At 45.5% G+C, this 19,346-nt stretch carries 17 protein-coding genes; 8 read left to right on the forward strand and 9 right to left on the reverse strand.

All coding sequences use genetic code 11. The features are described from left to right. The first annotated feature begins 22 nt into the window (after window positions 1-22). The 3 genes from purE to ICE93_RS03460 are packed head-to-tail and all read left to right on the forward strand — an operon-like array spanning window position 23 to window position 2,800. Window positions 23-517, forward strand: a complete 495-nt coding sequence (gene purE, locus ICE93_RS03450) for a 5-(carboxyamino)imidazole ribonucleotide mutase (RefSeq protein WP_216185635.1) — start codon at window positions 23-25, stop codon at window positions 515-517. Window positions 518-521: 4 nt separating this feature from the next. After that, window positions 522-1,706 carry a 5-(carboxyamino)imidazole ribonucleotide synthase gene (locus ICE93_RS03455; RefSeq protein ID WP_216185637.1) on the forward strand — a complete coding sequence of 395 codons (1,185 nt, stop codon included), beginning with the start codon at window positions 522-524 and terminating at the stop codon, window positions 1,704-1,706. Window positions 1,707-1,708: 2 nt separating this feature from the next. Then, entirely contained in the window at window positions 1,709-2,800 is a 1,092-nt protein-coding gene (locus tag ICE93_RS03460) for an L-threonylcarbamoyladenylate synthase (protein ID WP_216185639.1), read from the forward strand. On the opposite strand, the gene dacB is transcribed toward ICE93_RS03460, so the two are convergent. Genes dacB through ICE93_RS03480 form a run of 4 tightly spaced genes read right to left on the reverse strand, consistent with a single transcriptional unit; the run spans window position 2,746 to window position 8,231 of the window. Then, window positions 2,746-4,278, reverse strand: coding sequence for a D-alanyl-D-alanine carboxypeptidase/D-alanyl-D-alanine-endopeptidase (gene dacB, locus ICE93_RS03465; protein ID WP_216185641.1), 1,533 nt, complete (start codon window positions 4,276-4,278; stop codon window positions 2,746-2,748). The two genes, ICE93_RS03460 and dacB, sit on opposite strands and share 55 nt — an antisense overlap. A 48-nt stretch (window positions 4,279-4,326) precedes the next feature. Then, the gene (locus ICE93_RS03470; RefSeq protein ID WP_216185643.1) at window positions 4,327-6,759 is read right to left on the reverse strand and encodes an ATP-binding protein; all 2,433 of its coding nucleotides are present in this window, start codon (window positions 6,757-6,759) and stop codon (window positions 4,327-4,329) included. Window positions 6,760-6,765: 6 nt separating this feature from the next. Further along, complete coding sequence (locus ICE93_RS03475; RefSeq protein WP_215347694.1) at window positions 6,766-7,389, reverse strand: response regulator transcription factor; 624 nt, start codon at window positions 7,387-7,389, stop codon at window positions 6,766-6,768. Continuing rightward, a complete protein-coding gene (locus ICE93_RS03480) occupies window positions 7,389-8,231 on the reverse strand; it encodes a diguanylate phosphodiesterase (protein ID WP_216185645.1) in 843 nt (280 codons plus the stop codon). Before ICE93_RS03480 ends, ICE93_RS03475 begins: the two co-directional genes overlap by 1 nt. Before the next feature lie 316 nt (window positions 8,232-8,547). Between ICE93_RS03480 and ICE93_RS03485 the strand changes: the two genes are divergently transcribed. Beyond that, window positions 8,548-8,838, forward strand: a complete 291-nt coding sequence (locus tag ICE93_RS03485; RefSeq protein WP_068320934.1) for a co-chaperone GroES — start codon at window positions 8,548-8,550, stop codon at window positions 8,836-8,838. Window positions 8,839-8,866: 28 nt separating this feature from the next. Continuing rightward, the gene (gene groL, locus ICE93_RS03490) at window positions 8,867-10,519 is read left to right on the forward strand and encodes a chaperonin GroEL (RefSeq protein WP_216185647.1); all 1,653 of its coding nucleotides are present in this window, start codon (window positions 8,867-8,869) and stop codon (window positions 10,517-10,519) included. A gap of 146 nt (window positions 10,520-10,665) precedes the next feature. On the opposite strand, the gene ICE93_RS03495 is transcribed toward groL, so the two are convergent. Genes ICE93_RS03495 through ICE93_RS03505 form a run of 3 tightly spaced genes read right to left on the reverse strand, consistent with a single transcriptional unit; the run spans window position 10,666 to window position 13,561 of the window. Continuing rightward, the gene (locus tag ICE93_RS03495; RefSeq protein WP_216185649.1) at window positions 10,666-12,033 is read right to left on the reverse strand and encodes an NAD(P)(+) transhydrogenase (Re/Si-specific) subunit beta; all 1,368 of its coding nucleotides are present in this window, start codon (window positions 12,031-12,033) and stop codon (window positions 10,666-10,668) included. Between the two features lie 33 nt (window positions 12,034-12,066). Beyond that, complete coding sequence (locus tag ICE93_RS03500) at window positions 12,067-12,405, reverse strand: proton-translocating transhydrogenase family protein (RefSeq protein ID WP_216185651.1); 339 nt, start codon at window positions 12,403-12,405, stop codon at window positions 12,067-12,069. Between the two features lie 25 nt (window positions 12,406-12,430). Then, window positions 12,431-13,561 (reverse strand): Re/Si-specific NAD(P)(+) transhydrogenase subunit alpha, encoded by a 1,131-nt coding sequence (locus tag ICE93_RS03505; protein ID WP_216185653.1) that lies wholly within the window; start codon window positions 13,559-13,561, stop codon window positions 12,431-12,433. 180 nt (window positions 13,562-13,741) lie between these two features. On the opposite strand from ICE93_RS03505, the gene mnmA reads away from it, so the two are divergent. Then, the gene (gene mnmA, locus ICE93_RS03510; protein WP_216185655.1) at window positions 13,742-14,854 is read left to right on the forward strand and encodes a tRNA 2-thiouridine(34) synthase MnmA; all 1,113 of its coding nucleotides are present in this window, start codon (window positions 13,742-13,744) and stop codon (window positions 14,852-14,854) included. A gap of 71 nt (window positions 14,855-14,925) precedes the next feature. Here the strand turns inward: mnmA and ICE93_RS03515 are convergent, their stop codons facing one another. Further along, entirely contained in the window at window positions 14,926-15,540 is a 615-nt protein-coding gene (locus ICE93_RS03515; protein ID WP_216185657.1) for a glutathione S-transferase N-terminal domain-containing protein, read from the reverse strand. A gap of 95 nt (window positions 15,541-15,635) precedes the next feature. On the opposite strand from ICE93_RS03515, the gene purB reads away from it, so the two are divergent. Together purB and ICE93_RS03525 are read left to right on the forward strand one after the other, a co-directional pair. Further along, window positions 15,636-17,015, forward strand: a complete 1,380-nt coding sequence (gene purB, locus ICE93_RS03520; RefSeq protein WP_216185658.1) for an adenylosuccinate lyase — start codon at window positions 15,636-15,638, stop codon at window positions 17,013-17,015. Then, window positions 17,012-18,361, forward strand: a complete 1,350-nt coding sequence (locus ICE93_RS03525) for a 3-deoxy-D-manno-octulosonic acid transferase (protein ID WP_370624587.1) — start codon at window positions 17,012-17,014, stop codon at window positions 18,359-18,361. Before purB ends, ICE93_RS03525 begins: the two co-directional genes overlap by 4 nt. A gap of 9 nt (window positions 18,362-18,370) precedes the next feature. Here the strand turns inward: ICE93_RS03525 and secF are convergent, their stop codons facing one another. Next, the gene (gene secF / locus ICE93_RS03530) at window positions 18,371-19,345 is read right to left on the reverse strand and encodes a protein translocase subunit SecF (RefSeq protein ID WP_216185661.1); all 975 of its coding nucleotides are present in this window, start codon (window positions 19,343-19,345) and stop codon (window positions 18,371-18,373) included. Between the last annotated feature and the right edge of the window lies 1 nt (window position 19,346).

Below are 19,346 nucleotides of genomic sequence, written 5' to 3' on the forward strand. Positions count from 1 at the left end.
TTGAAGGTATTTGGAGAGGTAAATGAGCAAGAAGCCAATTGTCGGAATAGTAATGGGTTCCAACTCAGATTGGGACACCATGCAGCACGCCGCTCAAATGCTTGAGCAATTTGATGTCGCTCATGAAGCTAAAGTGCTCTCCGCACACCGTATGCCAGACGATATGTTCCAGTATGCTGAAAAAGCACAAGCCAATGGCTTGCAAGCCATTATTGCTGGTGCAGGTGGTGCGGCGCATTTACCAGGTATGCTTGCATCCAAAACAATTGTTCCTGTTTATGGCGTGCCAGTAGCCAGCAAATATTTACGTGGCGAAGATTCTTTATATTCAATCGTGCAGATGCCTAAAGGTATTCCGGTTGCCACTTTTGCAATTGGTGAGGCTGGTGCGGCTAATGCCGCCTTGCATGTTATTGCTGGTTTGGCTTTGCACGATGCGGATTTAGCTAAGCGTTTGGAAGATTTCCGTGCGAAACAGTCTGATACCGCACGTTCAATGAATTTGCCGGGATATTAATTACATGGCAGATCGCATGGAACCCATTTTGCCGGGTTCGTATTTAGGAATTTTAGGCGGCGGACAATTGGGGCGCATGTTTACCCAGGCTGCCCAAGCTATGGGCTACAAGGTTTGTGTTTTAGACCCTGGCTCTGATAGTCCCGCAGGCTCTATAGCCGAAAAGTTTATTCAAGCTGACTACACTAACTCCGTCGCTTTAAAAGAGATGGCTGCTCTTTGCCCATCAGTAAGCACTGAGTTTGAGAATGTTCCAGCGCAGGCATTAGATGAGTTGGAGGCCCTTGGAGTATTTGTTGCGCCACGTAGCAGTTGCGTTTCTTTGGCACAAAATCGAGTAGCTGAGAAAAAGTTTCTAGCTACCTGGAAATCCGAAACGAATATTGGCCCAGCTCCGTATGCTGTTGTTGAGCATGATGCTGATATTGCTCACATTCCTGCTGAATTATTCCCTGGAATATTAAAAACAGCTCGTATGGGTTATGACGGTAAAGGTCAAATTACTCTTTACACAGCAGCGGAATTGCCGGCAGCCTGGGCGGAATTAAGCAAAGTTCCTTGTGTATTAGAAAAGCGCATGGAGTTAGATTTTGAAGTGTCTGCTTTAGTTGTGCGCGGATATGATGATGCGGTGGTTGCTTATCCAGTTTCGCAAAATATACACCGTGATGGAATTTTGCATACCTCTACTGTGCCAGCGCCATCACTAAAGCCCGCGCAAGAGAAAAAAATTGTGGAAGCGGCAAAAGCACTTATTCGAAAGATTGACTACGTCGGCGTGCTTTGCGTTGAGTTCTTTGTTCTTAAGAATGGCGATATCGTCGCTAATGAAATCGCCCCTCGCCCACATAATTCCGGTCACTACACGATGGATGCTTGTGTTAGCAGTCAATTTGAGCAACAAGTAAGAGCAATGGCTCGTCTGCCCTTGGGTGATGCGCGACAGTTAGCGCCCGTATCAATGCTGAACTTATTAGGTGATCTTTGGTTTGAAGGTAGCGAAGATCAGCCAAAAGAACCCGCTTGGAATAAAGTGCTAGCTCATCCTGATGCTAAATTGCATTTGTATGGAAAGTCTGAGCCTCGCATGGGTAGAAAAATGGGTCATATCAATTGCCTGGGCGAAGCCCTGAATGAAGCGCGCCAAAATTGTGCAGCCGTTGCCACTGAATTAGGGATAGAGCCCTAGAAATGTCCAGCGACAGTAGCCTGCAGTCTGCTGCAGTAATTAACGAAGCAGTACAAACATTGCGTGATGGTGGTTTAGTCGCCTTTCCGACTGAGACCGTTTACGGGTTGGGTGCAGATGCTAAAAATTCTGAAGCCATTAAAAAGATATTTGTCGCCAAGGGTCGCCCCTCAAACCATCCTTTAATTGTTCACTTGGCCGCACCGGATAGGTTTGATCAGACTCATGTGGATTGGGTGCCGATACTGTCTAGTTGGGCAAGAGATGTATCGGAAGAAGCCTTAAAACTAATCAATACATTTTGGCCGGGACCATTAACGCTGGTCTTTAAGAAGGATAAAAGCGTTTTGACAGATTTGACTGGCGGCCAAGATACGGTAGCGATTCGTGCGCCCGCCCATCCAATTGCTCAAGAGTTGTTGCGCAAATTTAAAGGTGGCGTTGTAGCGCCATCAGCCAATCGTTTTGGTAAGGTTTCGCCAACCAGTGCTTCAGATGTTCGCCATGAATTTGAAGGTATGCTCGATTTGATGATTTTGGACGGCGGTGATTGCGAGGTTGGGATAGAGTCAACCATTATTGATTTGTCTTCTGGCGATAAAGCAATACTACTCAGGCCGGGTGCTATTACACCAAGTGAGATCTTCGCCAAGACGGGCATCAAGGTCTATCTACCCGGCGATCTAAAAGCAAATGAACCGACAGAAGATCTTCCTAAGGTGTCTGGAAGTCTCAAGGCGCATTACGCCCCAACTACACCTTTGCGTTTGTATGCTCCAGGCCGAATCTTGGATGCTTTGAGTGAGTTTCCGGATATTAAATCCCGCGTTGCAGTAGCTGTATGGGATTCAGAATCTTCTTTAAGTGAAGATGGTCATCCATCTGCTCACTTTGAAGAAGTTGAAGTGCCTAGTGATAGCAGTGCTTTTGCAAGTCGTCTATATCGTTCCTTACGGGATCTAGATCAGCAAGGTTGGGATCTCATTTTGTTTCCAGAGCCACCAGCTGGTGAGGAGTGGGATGGAGTAAGAGATCGACTTCAACGAGCGTGCTTTGGTTCTGGACCATCCTCTAGTAGCCATGTCAGTAGCTGATCATGTGCTTCAAGACCTCTCCAGGCATTGGGGTGGTTAATAAAGGAAGTCACAGCGTACAGCTTTCCAGATTTACTCAAAACGTAACCTGAAATTGCGCGGACATCTTCCAATGAGCCAGTCTTGATTCTGGCCTCAGGCTTTTTCTTGAGATGTAAAAACTTACGAAGTTCGCCTAGCAAACGATTGCGCATAGTACCGTCAGTTCCCGCTATCGGGAGGCTGTTGTAAAAAAACTCTGCCACTGGAAGATTGCGGGCGGTCAAGAGAAGTTGATTCATTTGCCCTGCAGAGATGGCCTCATTGCGAGATAGTCCAGAACCATTTTCGATAACTAAGTCCGTAAAGTTCAAACCGTTTTGCTTGAGCCAACTCTGAATTACTAAATCACCATTGGCAGTTGTTGCTGGTTTACCCATTTTTTCTAAGGCAAGCGTTAACAGAACTTGACGCGCCATGACATTATTCGAATATTTATTAATGTCTAAGACATCATCGGCTAGCTTGATGCCCTCAAATTGCAGTAAGAGACGAGCCGCAAGCGGAACGTTGCCATCCTTTCCAATAGGCGGTTTAGCCCAAGTGCCACCAGCCAATTCCCAGGCAGCTGCAAAGCCTTGGGTTAAGAAGGTATTAGCATCCAAAGCAACGATGTTGAAGTTCACGCCTTTGCAAGAACTTGGGAAAGCTCCTGAAAACTGTGCAGTTAAGGCTTGATCGGTATTACCGATTTCTTCCGGATCTAATTTAAAACCAATATTGCTTTTCCAGTTATCGCAAGGACGATCTACTAACCGCATTTGATTTGCAACCCGCAGTTGCGATAGCGCTGGTGTGTAACTGATATCAATAAAGTCCGCAGTGCGTGACTTACCCAATTGAAAGGAGAGGGTACGAAAGGCATACAGCAATGGATCCGGTGGAACGTTATAAGCACGTAAAGATTCGCCATCAATCGTGTTGTGCTCCATCACGCTCGGTGCATAAGCACTGCGGTCAAAAAACAAATTACCATCAATCTTCTGAATACCAAGATTTTGTAGCTCTTTCATCATCTTGGCGAGCTCTTCGGGGATGAGTTTTGGATCACCCGTACCTTGTAAATATAAATTACCCTTCAAGACTCCCTGACGAATAATCCCATCCGTATAAATATTAGTGCGCCAACGATATTGGGGTCCCAATATATCCAAACCACTCAGCGTTGTTAGCAGCTTCATTGTTGAGGCTGGGTTCATGACTACCTCGGGACGCCAACCCAGTATATTTTTGGCAATATGCTTACCTGGGCGTCCAGCCTCGATCTCTATTACCGAGATGCTGATGGCATCTTTGGGGATTTGATTGCGCTCAAGACTGCTGGTTACCGATTTGGGAATATCTATTAGCGCAGCATTGTGAGCGGCTGCGCTGAGGTTGGTAACCCAAAAGAGGGCTGCTATTAAAAAAGTCGGGTAACGAAGTAGATATGAGTGCATTCCTCATAGGATAAACCCACCTTGTAGGAAGGGGTACCTCTTGAAGGTTTAGGGTTTTGAATACTTTGACTTGTAGCCCGCAATAACTTGATTTTGATGTAGGAGTAATTCAATAAACGTAGAGATCTTGAGGTTTAAATCGCCCGCTTGCTCAAGGTCGACACAGGCCTGAGTAAATGATCTAGCGCTGAGCAGTTGGGCGCCACCTTTTACCTTATGGACAAGACTGCTGAAAGTCACCTCATCACATTGTTTACCTTCCAATATCTCAAGAGCTTCATCATGTACTTTCTTGATCTCATCCAATATCACCAAAATATGGCTTTGGTTATCTCTTAGCAGACCTACAAATGCATCAAATGAATATCCATCGCTGCAAACTTCCGGGTTGATTTTTTCAGTCACTTCCTGAGTTGAAAAATAGCGAGTCAATTCGTTTTCTAGGGCCATGAGACTGAGCGGTTTGATTAGAACGCTATTCATACCAGCTGAAAAAAACTGGTGGCGTGAATCCAGCGCATAAATATCTGCGGTAACACCAATGATGATGAGATCACGATGCCCTAGATCGCGAATTTGCTTAGCTAGTTCTGATCCTTGCATTCCCGGAATGGATTGATCGGTTAATAGGAGATCGAAATTGGTCTGGGTAATTAAATCTAGAGCGGTATGCGCGTTATCGCATACTTTCACCTCAATTCCAAGCGCCCCTAATTGCAAGGAAATAACTTGCCTGCTAGCTGGATGATCCTCAACTACTAAGGCTCGTAAAGTGCGGTTTGAATTGTTGGAGCTTTTAGAAACCAGTCTTCTTGACTGATGAGCTTTACCATTAGTCGGCACTTGTCCAGGCGCAGCAATGCTAGTGCGAGGAAATGCTACGCAAAAATGAATATTGCTGCCATATCCTGGGGCGCTATCAAAATAAAGCTGACTGCCCATTGAGGTGACCAGATGATTGGTAATGGTAAGTCCAAGACCGGTTCCTTTATGCTGCTCGCTCGTGCCCGGAATTTGCTCGAATGCTTGTAATGCGATCTCAATATCCTCGGCTCCCATGCCAACGCCGGTATCAATCACTCGAAACTCAATCAACTGCCCCGCATGGTCATCTGCCAACACACTAATGGAGAAATAAATCTCTCCACGCTCAGTAAATTTGATCGCATTACTAATGAGGTTTTGCAGGATTTGCCTTAGCCTGAGTGCATCAATCATTAATACTTGGGCAACCCGAGGGTCTTTAGTGGTGTGAAGGGTGAGATTTTGGATCTGAGCAACTGTTGAAAATGCGGAATCGATATCGTCGATGAGAGTATTGAGACAGCAAGGCTCTAAATTAAGGGTTAGCTTACCCGCTTCAATTTTGGAAAGATCTAAAACTTGATTAAGAATGCCTAGCAGTGACTCTGCTGATGAGTGGGCACTTTTGAGCAATGCTTTTTCATTATTTGGGAGTGGGCTATTTAGCAAGAGCTCCTGCACTCCCAAGATGGCATTCATGGGCGTACGAATTTCATGGCTCATCGTAGCCAGAAATGAAGACTTTGCAGCATTCGCTTTTTCGGCAAGCTCTTTAGAATTCATGAGTCTTTCAGTTTGGTGAGAATGTATTTGATTTTTTCTTTTTATGTACCAAAGCAAAAAAGCTCCACCCAGTAAGGCTGCCAATACTGAAATCCAGTTCATTTGCGGGTAATTAGACTTGCTTCTGTCTCCCCATACATCATTTGAATGAAGGGCAAATAAATTACGTGATTCCATTGGGTCTAAGTTATCCAGAAAGCCCCCAAGCACAGCATGTAAAGCATGGCTCTGATGAGCGATAAGCCAGCGGTATTCAAATGGCTCTCTTCTATATAAGCCATTTAATTGCAATTTCTGGCCGTTAACTTTCTGAATGATTTGTTGTGCAAGGCGAGCCGGTAAGACGAGAGCTTCGATATCATTTTTGAGTAGATCAAAGATTAATTTTTCGGCGTTACTAGAAAGTCTGGATTGCGCATGGGATGGCGATGGCGGGTTTTCATAGCCACGATCGAAGTAAGCAATATTGATTGGTTCAATGGGCGCATTACTTTCTGAGCGCTTTGTCAGTATTGCGTCATGACCCCAAAAAATTGCCTCTGATAAGGAGCCAAACCTTAGGTATTCATCATCTAGAGTTGGTGGATCAATAATGAAGTCTACTTCCCCGCTAGCGAGTTGTTGCAATCCTTCTTGATCACTCTTGCGCCATCTGGGCAGAAATTCCTGCTTAGTAAATTCACTGAGTTTGTTCAAGATTCTATGAAAAACGCCGGCTTCACCATTCTCATTTGAATCTAGGTAAGGGGCATATTTTTCATGAATGCTAAAACGAACTACAGGATTGGCATCGATCCATTCTTGCTCACCTGGGCTCAGCAAAGTAGCATAAGAATTACTTATGAACCCATTGAATAATATAAAAAAAGCAATGCGAGTAATGGATCGACGCATATTGCTTTAGCTTTCGATGATATTGTTCATACGGCAGAACAAAATAAGGTCGGCAATATTGTTGATACCTAGTTTGTCAAATACTCTTGTCTTATAAGTGGCGACCGTTTTATTGCTGATGTGCAACATGTCAGATATCTGTTGATTGGTGTTGCCTTTGCCAAGGTATTTCATCACCTGAAGCTCGCGATCAGAAATCAACGCCAATTTATCGTTATCACTTAATGAGCTATTGCCATTTTTGCCATGAGTGAAAAAGTTATAACCTTGAGATATAGCTACGCAGGCGGCCAAAATGACATCCGCTCCTGCTGTTTTATTGACAAAGCCATGGCCACCCAATGAGCGAACTCTCCCACCATAGACTGCCTCATCCATGCTGGAGAGAACCAGCATGCGCACATCGGGGTACATTAGTCCAATCCGACGAATGACATCAAATCCATCGGTCTTGGGCATGTCCAGATCCAAAATCACCATATTGGGGTTAACCTCTTTCATAGACCTGAGGCATTCCTCTCCATTTTGGGCTTGCCCTGCAATCTCAAATAACAGCTGGTCTTGCAACATACTTTTAAGAGCCATCAGCATTGCTGGATGGTCATCTACCAACATCACGCGTTTTCTCATTACTTGTCTCCGTTTTGGTTTGGGTGTTGATGAGGGTGCAGCGAAAAAATGGCTTTAGCGATACGGCTATCGTTTATTTGAAGCATTTGATGGCGACTGACTGGCGCCATCATCAGTCCTCCATATGCATGATCTGCAATAAGGGCAGATGCAATTTTTAAATCTTGTACTAAGCCAATGTTGGCCGCATAAATTTGTGTGGGTGAGAAAGGTGATTGTCTTAACTGGGATAGCACATCACTTGCTAAATCATGCTTACGAAGCGCTCTCGTATCAATATGCACCCCTTCCAACTGCATATCTGTAATCCAATGTAATTCTTCAGCACTACCGCAGAAATTTAAGAAATGCAGCAAGACGCCCAGCCTTCGTAAGCGAAGCAAACCTTCTTTACAACAATCAACATTGGTAGAGTCTGGGACAGATTGCATTCCAATGACTATTAGGCCAACTGGTAGGCGGGAATTCAAAATCAATTCACTCATTGCATCAACATAGCTGCTTGAGGATAAGGCATTGATTGGCATTGGCAGGATTCCAGGAATAAAGCGACCGCTGCGATACCAGTATGAAATGGTATCCAGACCTTCCATAAAAAGGCGCAGTAGCTGTAGATCTGATGCATCTAGCAATGGTCTAAATAAAGATCCTGTCAGTTTTGTTCCCTTGCAGTTAAAAATGGGCTCATGGCTAATCGCTTGTCGCTTAGACCAGGATTGGTGTTCTTCAAGAGCTTGGCTACTAAGGCCAAGCCAGGGGTCGCCACAGGCGTCTCGTACTTCGTGGAAGGGCTTGTTCTTCCATGCCTTTACAAGCGTGTACAGCCGGGATTTCGGGCTCATCAGCATTCTCCAATCGGTGACTATCCAGTCTAGGCAGGACGGATTGGAGCGGTAAGGGCTTTAGGCTGATTTATCTGTAGGAATCGCCCTACCAGCCTGTCCCCATTATAAAAAGCTGTCAAACCCTTAAAGAATTTATGTTTAGTCGCCCTTGAAATACTGGGAATGGGACCTATATAATCAGCACTCCCTGCATGCGAGTGCTAAAAAGGTGATTTATCAGTAGATCGCCCTAAAACTCCATGTAATGAGATTGTAAATTATTGATTTATATAGTTTATTTAATTAGTTAACACTTACTAACATAGGAGAAGAGATGAATTTGCGTCCCTTACATGATCGCGTAATCATCAAGCGTTTAGATCAAGAATCAAAAACTGCTTCCGGAATCATCATTCCTGACGCTGCCGCAGAAAAACCTGATCAAGGTGAAGTTTTGGCGGTAGGCCCAGGCAAACGTGATGACAGCGGCAAATTAAACGCACTTGACGTCAAAGTTGGTGATCGCGTTTTGTTTGGTAAATATGCAGGTCAAACAGTAAAAGTTGACAGCGAAGAACTCATCGTGATGCGTGAAGACGACATCATGGCTGTTGTACAGAAGTAATTTCGGTATTTAAGAGAGGAATTTAATCATGGCAGCAAAAGACGTTGTATTTGGAGATAGCGCCCGCACCAAGATGGTCGAAGGCGTAAATATTCTTGCTAATGCAGTGAAAACAACTTTGGGACCTAAAGGTCGCAACGTGGTGATCGAGCGTTCATTCGGTGGACCAACAATCACTAAAGACGGTGTATCTGTTGCAAAAGAAATCGAACTCAAAGACAAGCTCCAGAACATGGGTGCGCAGATGGTTAAGGAAGTAGCTTCCAAAACTGCTGACATCGCTGGTGACGGTACAACTACCGCTACTGTTTTGGCTCAGTCAATCGTTCGCGAAGGTATGAAATATGTAGTTTCAGGCCATAACCCAATGGACTTGAAGCGTGGCATCGATAAGGCTGTTACAGCTGCAATCGAAGAGCTTGCAAAAATCAGCAAGCCATGCACAACCACTAAAGAAATCGCTCAAGTAGGTTCTATCTCTGCAAACAGCGACCACAGCATTGGACAGCGTATTGCAGAAGCGATGGAGAAAGTAGGTAAAGAAGGCGTTATTACTGTTGAAGATGGTAAGTCTTTGGAAGATGAGCTTGAAGTAGTTGAAGGTATGCAGTTTGACCGCGGCTACCTCTCTCCATATTTCATCAATCAACCAGAAAAACAAGTTGCCGTATTGGAAAGCCCATACATTCTCTTGTTTGACAAGAAGATTGCCAACATCCGTGATTTGCTCCCAGTACTTGAGCAAGTAGCAAAATCTGGTCGTCCACTGTTGATCATTGCGGAAGATGTTGAAGGTGAAGCCTTGGCAACTTTGGTTGTGAACAACATCCGCGGCATTATCAAAACCTGTGCTGTTAAGGCTCCTGGTTTTGGTGATCGTCGTAAAGCCATGTTGGAAGACATCGCAATTTTGACTGGCGGCACTGTAATCGCTGAAGAAATCGGCCTCACACTCGAAAAAACAACTCTTGAGCACTTAGGTCAAGCTAAGCGTATAGAAGTAGGTAAAGAAAATACCATCATTATTGACGGTGCTGGCGATGCTAAAGCTATTGAAGCTCGCGTGAAGAACATTCGTGTTCAGATTGAGGAGGCGACTAGCGACTACGACAAAGAAAAATTGCAAGAGCGTGTAGCTAAGTTAGCTGGTGGTGTTGCAGTGATTCGTGTTGGCGCTGCTACTGAAGTAGAAATGAAAGAGAAGAAAGCTCGTGTAGATGACGCATTACATGCAACTCGTGCAGCCGTTGAAGAAGGTATTGTTCCTGGCGGCGGCGTAGCATTGATTCGTGCAATGCAAGGTATCAAGGGATTGAAAGGCGATAACGCTGATCAAGATGCTGGTATCAGCATCGTATTGCGCGCTATGCAAGAGCCATTACGCACCATTGTTAGCAATGCTGGTGAAGACGCAGGTGTGGTTGTTAATGCTGTTCAAGAAAGCAAAGGCAACAACGGCTACAACGCAGCTACCGGTGAATACGGTGACCTCGTTGCACAAGGTGTTATTGACCCAACTAAGGTAACTAAAACTGCACTGGTAAATGCAGCTTCTGTTGCCGGCCTCTTGTTGACGACTGATTGCGCTATTTCTGAGGCGCCAAAGGATGAGTCTGCTGGCGGCGGTATGCCTGATATGGGTGGTATGGGTGGTATGGGTGGTATGGGCGGTATGATGTAATTGCCCCACCTCTCCAGCTATCTTGCTGTAGAAACAAAAACGCCTGGTTCAGAAGACCAGGCGTTTTTTTCGCCAATGTAGATTGTTTGGTCAAATAAAAAACCGCCCGAAGGCGGTTTTTTTATAAATAGTTTTAGAGGTTGAGCTTATTCAACCGCCTTCACCATGTCTTCAACGACCTTCTTCGCATCACCGAAGACCATCATGGTTTTATCCATGTAGAAGAGTTCGTTATCTAGGCCAGCATAACCAGCTGCCATTGAGCGCTTGTTTACGATGATGGTTTTAGCTTTAAACGCTTCCAAGATCGGCATACCAAAAATTGGGCTACCTGGAGTGCGCGCTGCTGGGTTAACAACGTCGTTAGCACCAAGCACCAAGACCACGTCAGCTTGACCAAAATCACTGTTTATATCTTCCATCTCGAACACTTGATCGTATGGAACTTCAGCTTCAGCTAAGAGAACGTTCATATGACCAGGCATACGACCGGCAACTGGGTGAATAGCGTATTTCACAGTCACGCCATGGTGGGTTAGCTTCTCAGTTAATTCTTTCAGAGCGTGTTGAGCACGAGCCACTGCCAAGCCATAGCCTGGAACGATGATCACAGTGTCAGCGTTCTCCATAAGGAAAGCAGCATCTTCAGGTGATCCTGTTTTGTAATTCTTAGGGCCGCCGTCATCACCACCACCTGCAGCAGCTTCTGCACCAAAGCCGCCGAGCAATACAGCCAATATAGAGCGGTTCATCGCCTTACACATAATGTAAGACAAAATAGCGCCAGATGAGCCTACGCAAGCGCCTGCAATAATCAACACGGGGTTATTCAAAGTAAAGCCAATACCTGCAGCTGCCCAACCAGAGTAACTATTGAGCATCGATACAACAACTGGCATATCGGCACCGCCAATAGGGATGATCAAAGTTACACCCAGTACCAAGGCGATGGCGCACATTGCCAAGAAAGCTGCGTGGCTATCACCCATGTAGTAGGAGATACCAGCGCCAACCATTGAGATCGCCAAAAGCAGATTGAGTAAATGTTGACCGGAAAAACTTACTGGCTTGCCGCTGACCTTACCGGATAACTTACCGAATGCAATAACCGACGCAGTAAAGGTAATGGCACCGATAAACGCGCCAATAAAGAGCTCAATCTTTTGAGCGCCAGTATGGTCATGTGCTGGATTGAATACCGCGGCAATCGCGATCAATACAGCTGACAAACCTACAAAGGAGTGCATTAGAGCTACCAACTCAGGCATCTTAGTCATTTGCACGCGCTTGGCGGCAATGGTTCCAATAACGGCGCCACCAACGATTGCAGCAATGATTAATGAAAATACAGGCTTGAAGTCTGGAATCATAAAAGTCGTGATGACAGCAAGCAACATACCAATCATGCCGAAGGTATTACCCTGGCGTGAGGTGGTTGGTGAAGACAGGCCACGCAAAGCGAGGATGAATAACACCGATGAAATGAGATAAGAAATAGCGGTTATGTTTGACATAGTTTTGGTCTCTATATAGGTCTTATTCTAGGTTTATTTAGTTCCAGCCGCATCAGCCTTAGGGGCTTTTTTCTTGAACATTTCAAGCATGCGACGGGTGACCATAAAGCCACCAAAAATATTAATTGAAGCGAGGAATACTGCGATCGCACCAATAATGCTGGTGAGTGTGATTTCATCGCCATCGATTACCTCAGTTTGAAGTAATGCGCCAACAATGATGATGCCGGAGATTGCATTAGTTACAGCCATTAGAGGCGTATGCAATGCTGGGGTAACGTTCCAAACTACGTGATAGCCAACAAAAATGGCCAACACAAACACAGTAATGTTTTGAACGGTGAGGATACTTTGAAAGGCAGCGAGATCCATAATGTTTCCTTAGTGTTTTTTACTGTTAGTTTTTGCGAATGGCTTGGCCATCACGACACATTAAGCAAGCGGTGACAATATCGTCATCAGTTGGGATCACCAACTTCGCCTCTTTGTCCACAATGAGCTTCATGAAATCGAGCAAGTTGCGTGAGTAGAGCGCAGATGCATCCGCTGCAACCATGCTGGCTAAATTTGTATAGCCCACAATCTTTACGCCATTTACATCAATTACTTTGTCTGCCTGAGTCAAAGGGCAGTTACCAGAACCGTTATCTCCTTTGCCTGCAGCTAAGTCAATTACGACAGAGCCAGGTTTCATATTGGCAACGGTGTCGCTATGAAGGAGGACTGGAGGTTTGCGTCCAGGAATCAACGCAGTAGTAATAACGATGTCTGCTTGTTGAGCACGTTCGGCAACTAAGGCTGCCTGACGCTTCATCCAAGCTTCAGGCATAGGACGTGCATAGCCGCCAACACCTTGAGCAATTTCACGCTCTTCATCAGTCTCATAAGGAACGTCAACAAACTTAGCGCCTAGAGATTCAATTTGTTCTTTAGCAGCAGGACGAACATCTGATGCTTCAATCACTGCACCGAGACGCTTTGCCGTAGCAATCGCTTGCAAGCCAGCAACACCAGCACCTAAGATGAGTACGCGAGCCGCTTTAACAGTGCCCGCAGCAGTCATGAGCATTGGCATGAAGCGTTGATATTCATTCGCAGCAACCATGACGGCTTTATATCCAGCAATGTTTGCTTGAGAAGATAAGACGTCCATACTTTGGGCACGTGTTGTACGCGGCGCAGCTTCCAATGCAAATGCAGTAACACCTTGAGCGGCCATTGCGGCAATCATGTCGTTATCAAATGGATCGAGCATTCCAAGGAGTACGGCACCAGATTTAATTTGTTTTAACTCGGCGGCTTCAGGAGCTCGCACTTTAAGAACAATCTCAGCACCAAACGCATCCGCAGCGCTGCCAACAGTTGCACCGACAGCCTCGTATGCAGAGTCAGGTTGACTGGCTTTTACGCCAGCGTCTTTTTGAATGACTACGGTATGACCTTGACCAATGAGTTTTTTAACGGTTTCTGGTGTGGCGGCTACTCGAGATTCCCCAGGCCTTGTTTCCAGTGGCACTCCTATGCGCATGGCATGTCTCCAAAAGCAAAATTTTTCAAAAAATCTATTTTATGTGTATATATACGCAATTGCGTATATATACATACCCCTATACCTAAAGCTCTTTAGGCCTATCTAGAATTGCGCCAACTTTCTTTAAGGCTTCTACAATAAGGTTTATCAGCTTATATTGAATTCTCGCATTTTTTGATGATCCCGCTCAATTCTTCCGCAATCCCATCGTCCCAGACCAAGAAAGTCGTTATTGGCATGTCTGGAGGGGTGGATTCGTCGGTTGCTGCCTGGATGCTCAAGCAGCAAGGTTTTGAAGTTATTGGCCTTTTTATGAAGAATTGGGAGGATGATGACAGCGACGAGTACTGTTCTGCACGCCAGGACTGGCTAGATGTGGTTTCTGTGGCAGATATGATTGGAATTGACGTGGAGGCAGTCAATTTTGCTGCTGAATACCGTGAACGCGTTTTTGCCGACTTTTTGCGCGAATACGCTGCAGGGCGAACACCTAATCCAGATGTTTTATGTAATGCCGAAATTAAGTTCAAAGCATTCTTGGATCACGCCATGAGTTTGGGTGCGGATGCGATCGCTACTGGGCACTATGCACGTGTGCGTCATGAGGGCAGAAAAGTTCAATTATTAAAAGCAGTTGATGCGAGCAAAGACCAAAGTTATTTCTTGCATCGCTTAACTCAGCAGCAATTAGCCAATGTTATGTTTCCATTAGGAGAAATTCATAAAACGGAAGTTAGAAAAATCGCTGAGCAAATTGGTTTGCATAATGCAAAGAAAAAAGACTCCACTGGAATTTGTTTTATTGGTGAGCGTCCTTTTAGAGAATTCTTAAACCGCTATTTACCTCGCATACCTGGTCCCATTAAAACGCCAGAGGATAAGACTGTTGGTGAGCATATGGGCTTAGCATTCTTTACCTTAGGTCAGCGCAAAGGTATTGGTTTAGGCGGTAGTCAGGATGGCAATGGTGATGCTTGGTATGTGGCGCGTAAAGATATTCCGAATAACACTCTTTATGTAGCCCAAGGTCACGAGCACCCGTGGCTATTGGCTCACAAGCTTGCTGCAATGGACGCTAGCTGGGTATCTGGCGCGGCGCCAATGCCTGGCAGTTATTCGGCCAAGACGCGTTATCGTCAAGCTGACTCAGCTTGCAGCTTAATTGCAGGTAATGATGCGCAAAGTTTTGAATTAAGCTTTTTAGATGCACAGTGGGCAGTAACGCCCGGACAATCAGCCGTTCTTTATGACGGTGAAATTTGTTTGGGTGGCGGAATCATTTCCGCATAATTTTCATCAGTCATCAGATACAAAAATGCCAATCAGTTTTGATTGGCATTTTTATTTAAGCAATCTGTTGATTAAGCAGCGGGCGGTATAGTTTCCATAAACGAAGGTCGCTGCAATAATTTTTGATATAGACGATCTAGGTTTGGATATTGGGCTTGCCATTTCACTTCGGGAAACCGAAACAGTAAATATCCAATTGCGCAACCAACGGCGATATCTGCCAAGGTCATTTGATTGCCATGACACCATGCATTTTCACCAAGCTGCTCAGACATCTCACGAAGGGCGGCATCGATCTTGCCCATTTGGCGGTCATACCAAGTTTGGCTTTGTTGCTCTGCTGGGCGCAAGGTGCGCTCCAAACGAGCCAAAATGCCGGCATCCATAATTCCATCTGCCAGGGCTTCCCAGGTTTTAACGGCGGCACGCTCCCGGTTTTCGGTAGGAATAAGCCTGCTGACAGGGCTCAGGCCATCCGCATACTCGGCGATGACGCGGGAGTCGTAGATAGCTTCCCCGTCGTCAGAAATAAGGCAAGGAACCTTCCCTAGAGGGTTTATGGCGCTTATTTTGGTATCTGCGGCCCAAACATTCTCTAATTCGAGGTCAACATCGAGCTTTTTCTCGTTAAAAACAATACGTACTTTACGCACATAGGGGCTGGTGAGGGATCCGATGAGTTTCATGGGATCAAGTATAGCCATCCTAATTGGGGTTTGCTGGACTTCCAAACGCATTAAAATCGGCTTTTATTGACATCTTCAATGCAAAGGCAATATTTGTGAGTCAGCCGCTTTCTACCCTTAATGCTCTTTCCCCTCTAGACGGTCGTTATGCCGGAAAACTAGATGCTTTGCGTCCTTGGCTTTCTGAGGCGGCATTTATGCGTCAGCGTGTGTTTGTGGAAATTCATTGGCTTTTAGCTCTGGCTGCAGCTGGTTTGCCTGATGTGCCGAAAATTAATGCTGCTGATGAGGCGTTCTTGCTATCTCTTCCTGAGAATTTTTCAGATGAGGATGCTCAGCGTATTAAGGATATTGAAGCGGTTACTAACCATGACGTAAAAGCGGTTGAGTATTTCTTAAAAGAAAAAGTTGCTGGTCGTCCTGATTTGCTAAAAGCGAGTGAATTCATTCATTTTGCTTGCACCTCTGAGGATATCAACAACACCTCACATGGTTTGATGCTGCGTGGCGCACGTGATGAAGTGCTTTTGCCGCAACTTCGCAAAGTACTCTCCGTTCTGACTGACTTAGCCCTTGAGCATGCTAATGTGCCGCTGCTTTCGCGTACCCACGGACAACCTGCTTCACCAAGTACTCTTGGAAAAGAAATTGCAAATATTGCTAAGCGTTTAGAACGTGCGATCGATGCAATTGCAGCAGTACCTTTGCTAGGCAAGATGAATGGTGCTGTTGGTAACTACAACGCCCACTTGTCCGCTTACCCTGATTTTGATTGGGAAAGCTTCTCTAAGAACGTAGTGGAGAGGCGTTTAGGTTTGACCTTTAATCCATACACTATTCAGATTGAGCCACACGATGGTATGGCTCAACTTTTTGATGCGATTTCTCGTGCCAATACAATCCTCTTGGATATGGATCGTGACTTCTGGGCCTATATTTCTGTTGGATATTTTAAGCAGCGCACTAAAGCAGGTGAGATTGGTTCATCCACAATGCCGCACAAAGTAAACCCCATTGACTTTGAAAACTCAGAAGGTAACTTAGGTGTTGCCAATGCGTTGCTACGTCACCTTGCTGAAAAATTACCAATCTCTCGTTGGCAGCGTGACCTTACCGATTCCACTGTGTTACGCAATTTGGGTCCAGCCTTTGGCCATAGCGTATTGGCTTATGACAGTGCCCTGCGTGGACTTGGCAAGCTGGAAGTAAACCTTCCAGCAATTGCTGCTGATTTAGATGCGTGCTGGGAAGTATTAGCTGAGCCAGTGCAAACGGTGATGCGTCGCTATGGTATTGAGAATCCCTACGAGCAGTTAAAAGAATTGACTCGTGGCAAAGGTATTAATCAAGCCGATTTGCAAACCTTTATTCGTGGCTTGAAGATTCCTGAGGATGCAAAAGCACGCCTATTAGAGATGACCCCATCTTCTTATCTGGGTAAGGCGGTCGAGTTGACCGAACGTCTGAAAAAGTGAGTTTGACTACCAATTCAGAATACGGGGCGCGTCCTCAGATCTGGTTTGCTATTTATCAATTGCTGTGGCATCTCTTGTTGCCATTGGCATTTGTTCGATTGGCTTGGCGCGCACGCCATGCATTTTCTTATCTACATCACATTCCGGAGCGTCTGGGTTTTGGCTACACCAAGCCCATTAATCAAGGATTCATTTGGATTCATGCGGTATCTGTAGGTGAAACCCGCGCTGCGCAGCCATTGATTGATGCTTATTTGGCTAGAGGTGAGTCGATTCTCCTCACTCACATGACATTGAATGGGCGCCGCACTGGTAAACAATTATTTGCTAAAGAGATCGCCTCCGGACAAATTCGACAAGTCTATTTGCCGTATGACATTTGTTGGGCTGTAGAACATTTCTTGAAGGTCTTTAAGCCGAAGCTCGGCCTATTTATGGAAACCGAAGCTTGGCCAACTGTTGTCTTTCGCTGCAAAGAAATTGGCTTACCTCTGTTTCTGGTTAATGCCCGTTTATCAGAGCGTAGTGCACGTCGAGTTAATCGTTTTGGCAAAGCGGGGCACGCTTTGTTTCAAGCGTTCGCAGGTATCTTGGCTCAAACTGAATTTGATGCGCAACGTTATCAAAGCTTGGGTGTAAAGGATGTGCAGATAGTAGGTAACCTCAAGTTTGATGTTCCCTTATATCCCGGTCTCGTGGAGCAAGGTAAGGTTTGGCAACACGACATGCACTCAGACAATCGTTTAATGGTATGCGCTGCAAGTACGCGCGATGGCGAGGAGGCTATCATTCTCAAAGCTTGGAATGATTTGCTTTTAAGTCATGCCCTCTCTGTACCTCCCTTGTTATGTTTGGTACCACGCCATCCGGAACGCTTCACTGAAGTAGCTGATCAGATCAATAACATTGGCTTAAGGTTTCGTAAGCGTAGCGAGTGGTCAGGCATTCCGAGTGAGTGCGATGACTTGGATGTTGTTTTGGGCGACTCCATGGGTGAGATGCCAATGTATTACAGTGCTTCGGACTTGGTGTTGATGGGCGGAAGCCTGCTTCCTTTTGGGGGTCAAAACCTTATTGAGGCCTGTGCAGCTGGCTGCCCAGTTCTATTGGGTGAGCACACTTATAACTTTCAGCAGGCCGCTTTAGATGCAATTGATAGTGGCGCAGCGAAAAGAATTAAGGGAGAACTTCTCTTAACCGAGCCAATTGCTTTAATGGAATCTTTAAAAGAATTGCTCTTAAATACTGCTGAGCTCAAGAAAATGAGCGAGGCAGCGAAGACCTACTTAGTGAAACATCAAGGTGCAACCAATAGAATCTTAGCTGCCCTTGATCAAACAAACTAAATTACTTACTTAAACCCGCGCCCCGTAGTTGGGATCATCTTTGCGCGCCTCGTCATCTGGCTTTTTGTCACCCTTTACTAAATCTTCACGCGTAACGCCAAGCCACATAGCTAGTGCTGCAGCAACGAAGACTGAAGAGTAAATACCAAACAAAATACCAATGGTCAGCGCCAATGCAAAGTAGAAGAGCGTTGGGCCGCCGAAGATCAACATAGCCAAAACCATCATCTCTGTACTACCGTGGGTAATAACCGTACGGCTGATAGTGCTAGTGATTGCGTTATCGATGATTTCGCGGGTATTCATCTTGCGGTATTTGCGGAAGTTTTCGCGAATACGGTCAAAGATCACCACAGATTCGTTTACTGAGTAGCCCAGAACCGCTAAGACCGCTGCCAAAACTGAAAGTGAGAACTCCCATTGGAAGAAGGCAAAGAAACCCAAGATGATGACGATGTCATGTAAGTTCGCGATGATGCCGGCAACCGCAAATTTCCACTCAAAGCGGAATGAGAGATAAACCACAATGCCAATAATCACAAATAGCAATGCCATTAATCCATCAATTGCTAGCTCACGCCCAACTTGCGGACCAACAAATTCAACGCGCTGGAGCTTTACACCTGTTGCTGCTGGATCCAGCACTTGCATTACTGCTGTACTTTGATCGGCTGAGGAGATGAGCTTGCCTTCAGCATCTTTTTGTAATGGCAGGCGAATCATCACATCGCGTGAGCTACCAAAGTTTTGGATTTGGGTATCTGCATAACCAAGCTTCTCAACCTTAGCGCGAATAGAGTCCAGTGGCGCAGTTTGTGGATAGCTAACTTCCATAACCGTGCCACCAGTAAATTCGATGGAGAGGTGCAGGCCGTTATGCCAGAGGAAAAAGACAGCTGCTAAAAAGGTAATTAAAGAAATCGCATTGAGCACCAATGCATGGCGCATAAAGGGGATATCTTTTTTGATGCGGAAAAATTCCATG

Source organism: Polynucleobacter sp. MWH-HuK1, assembly GCF_018881815.1.
Classification (GTDB): domain Bacteria; phylum Pseudomonadota; class Gammaproteobacteria; order Burkholderiales; family Burkholderiaceae; genus Polynucleobacter.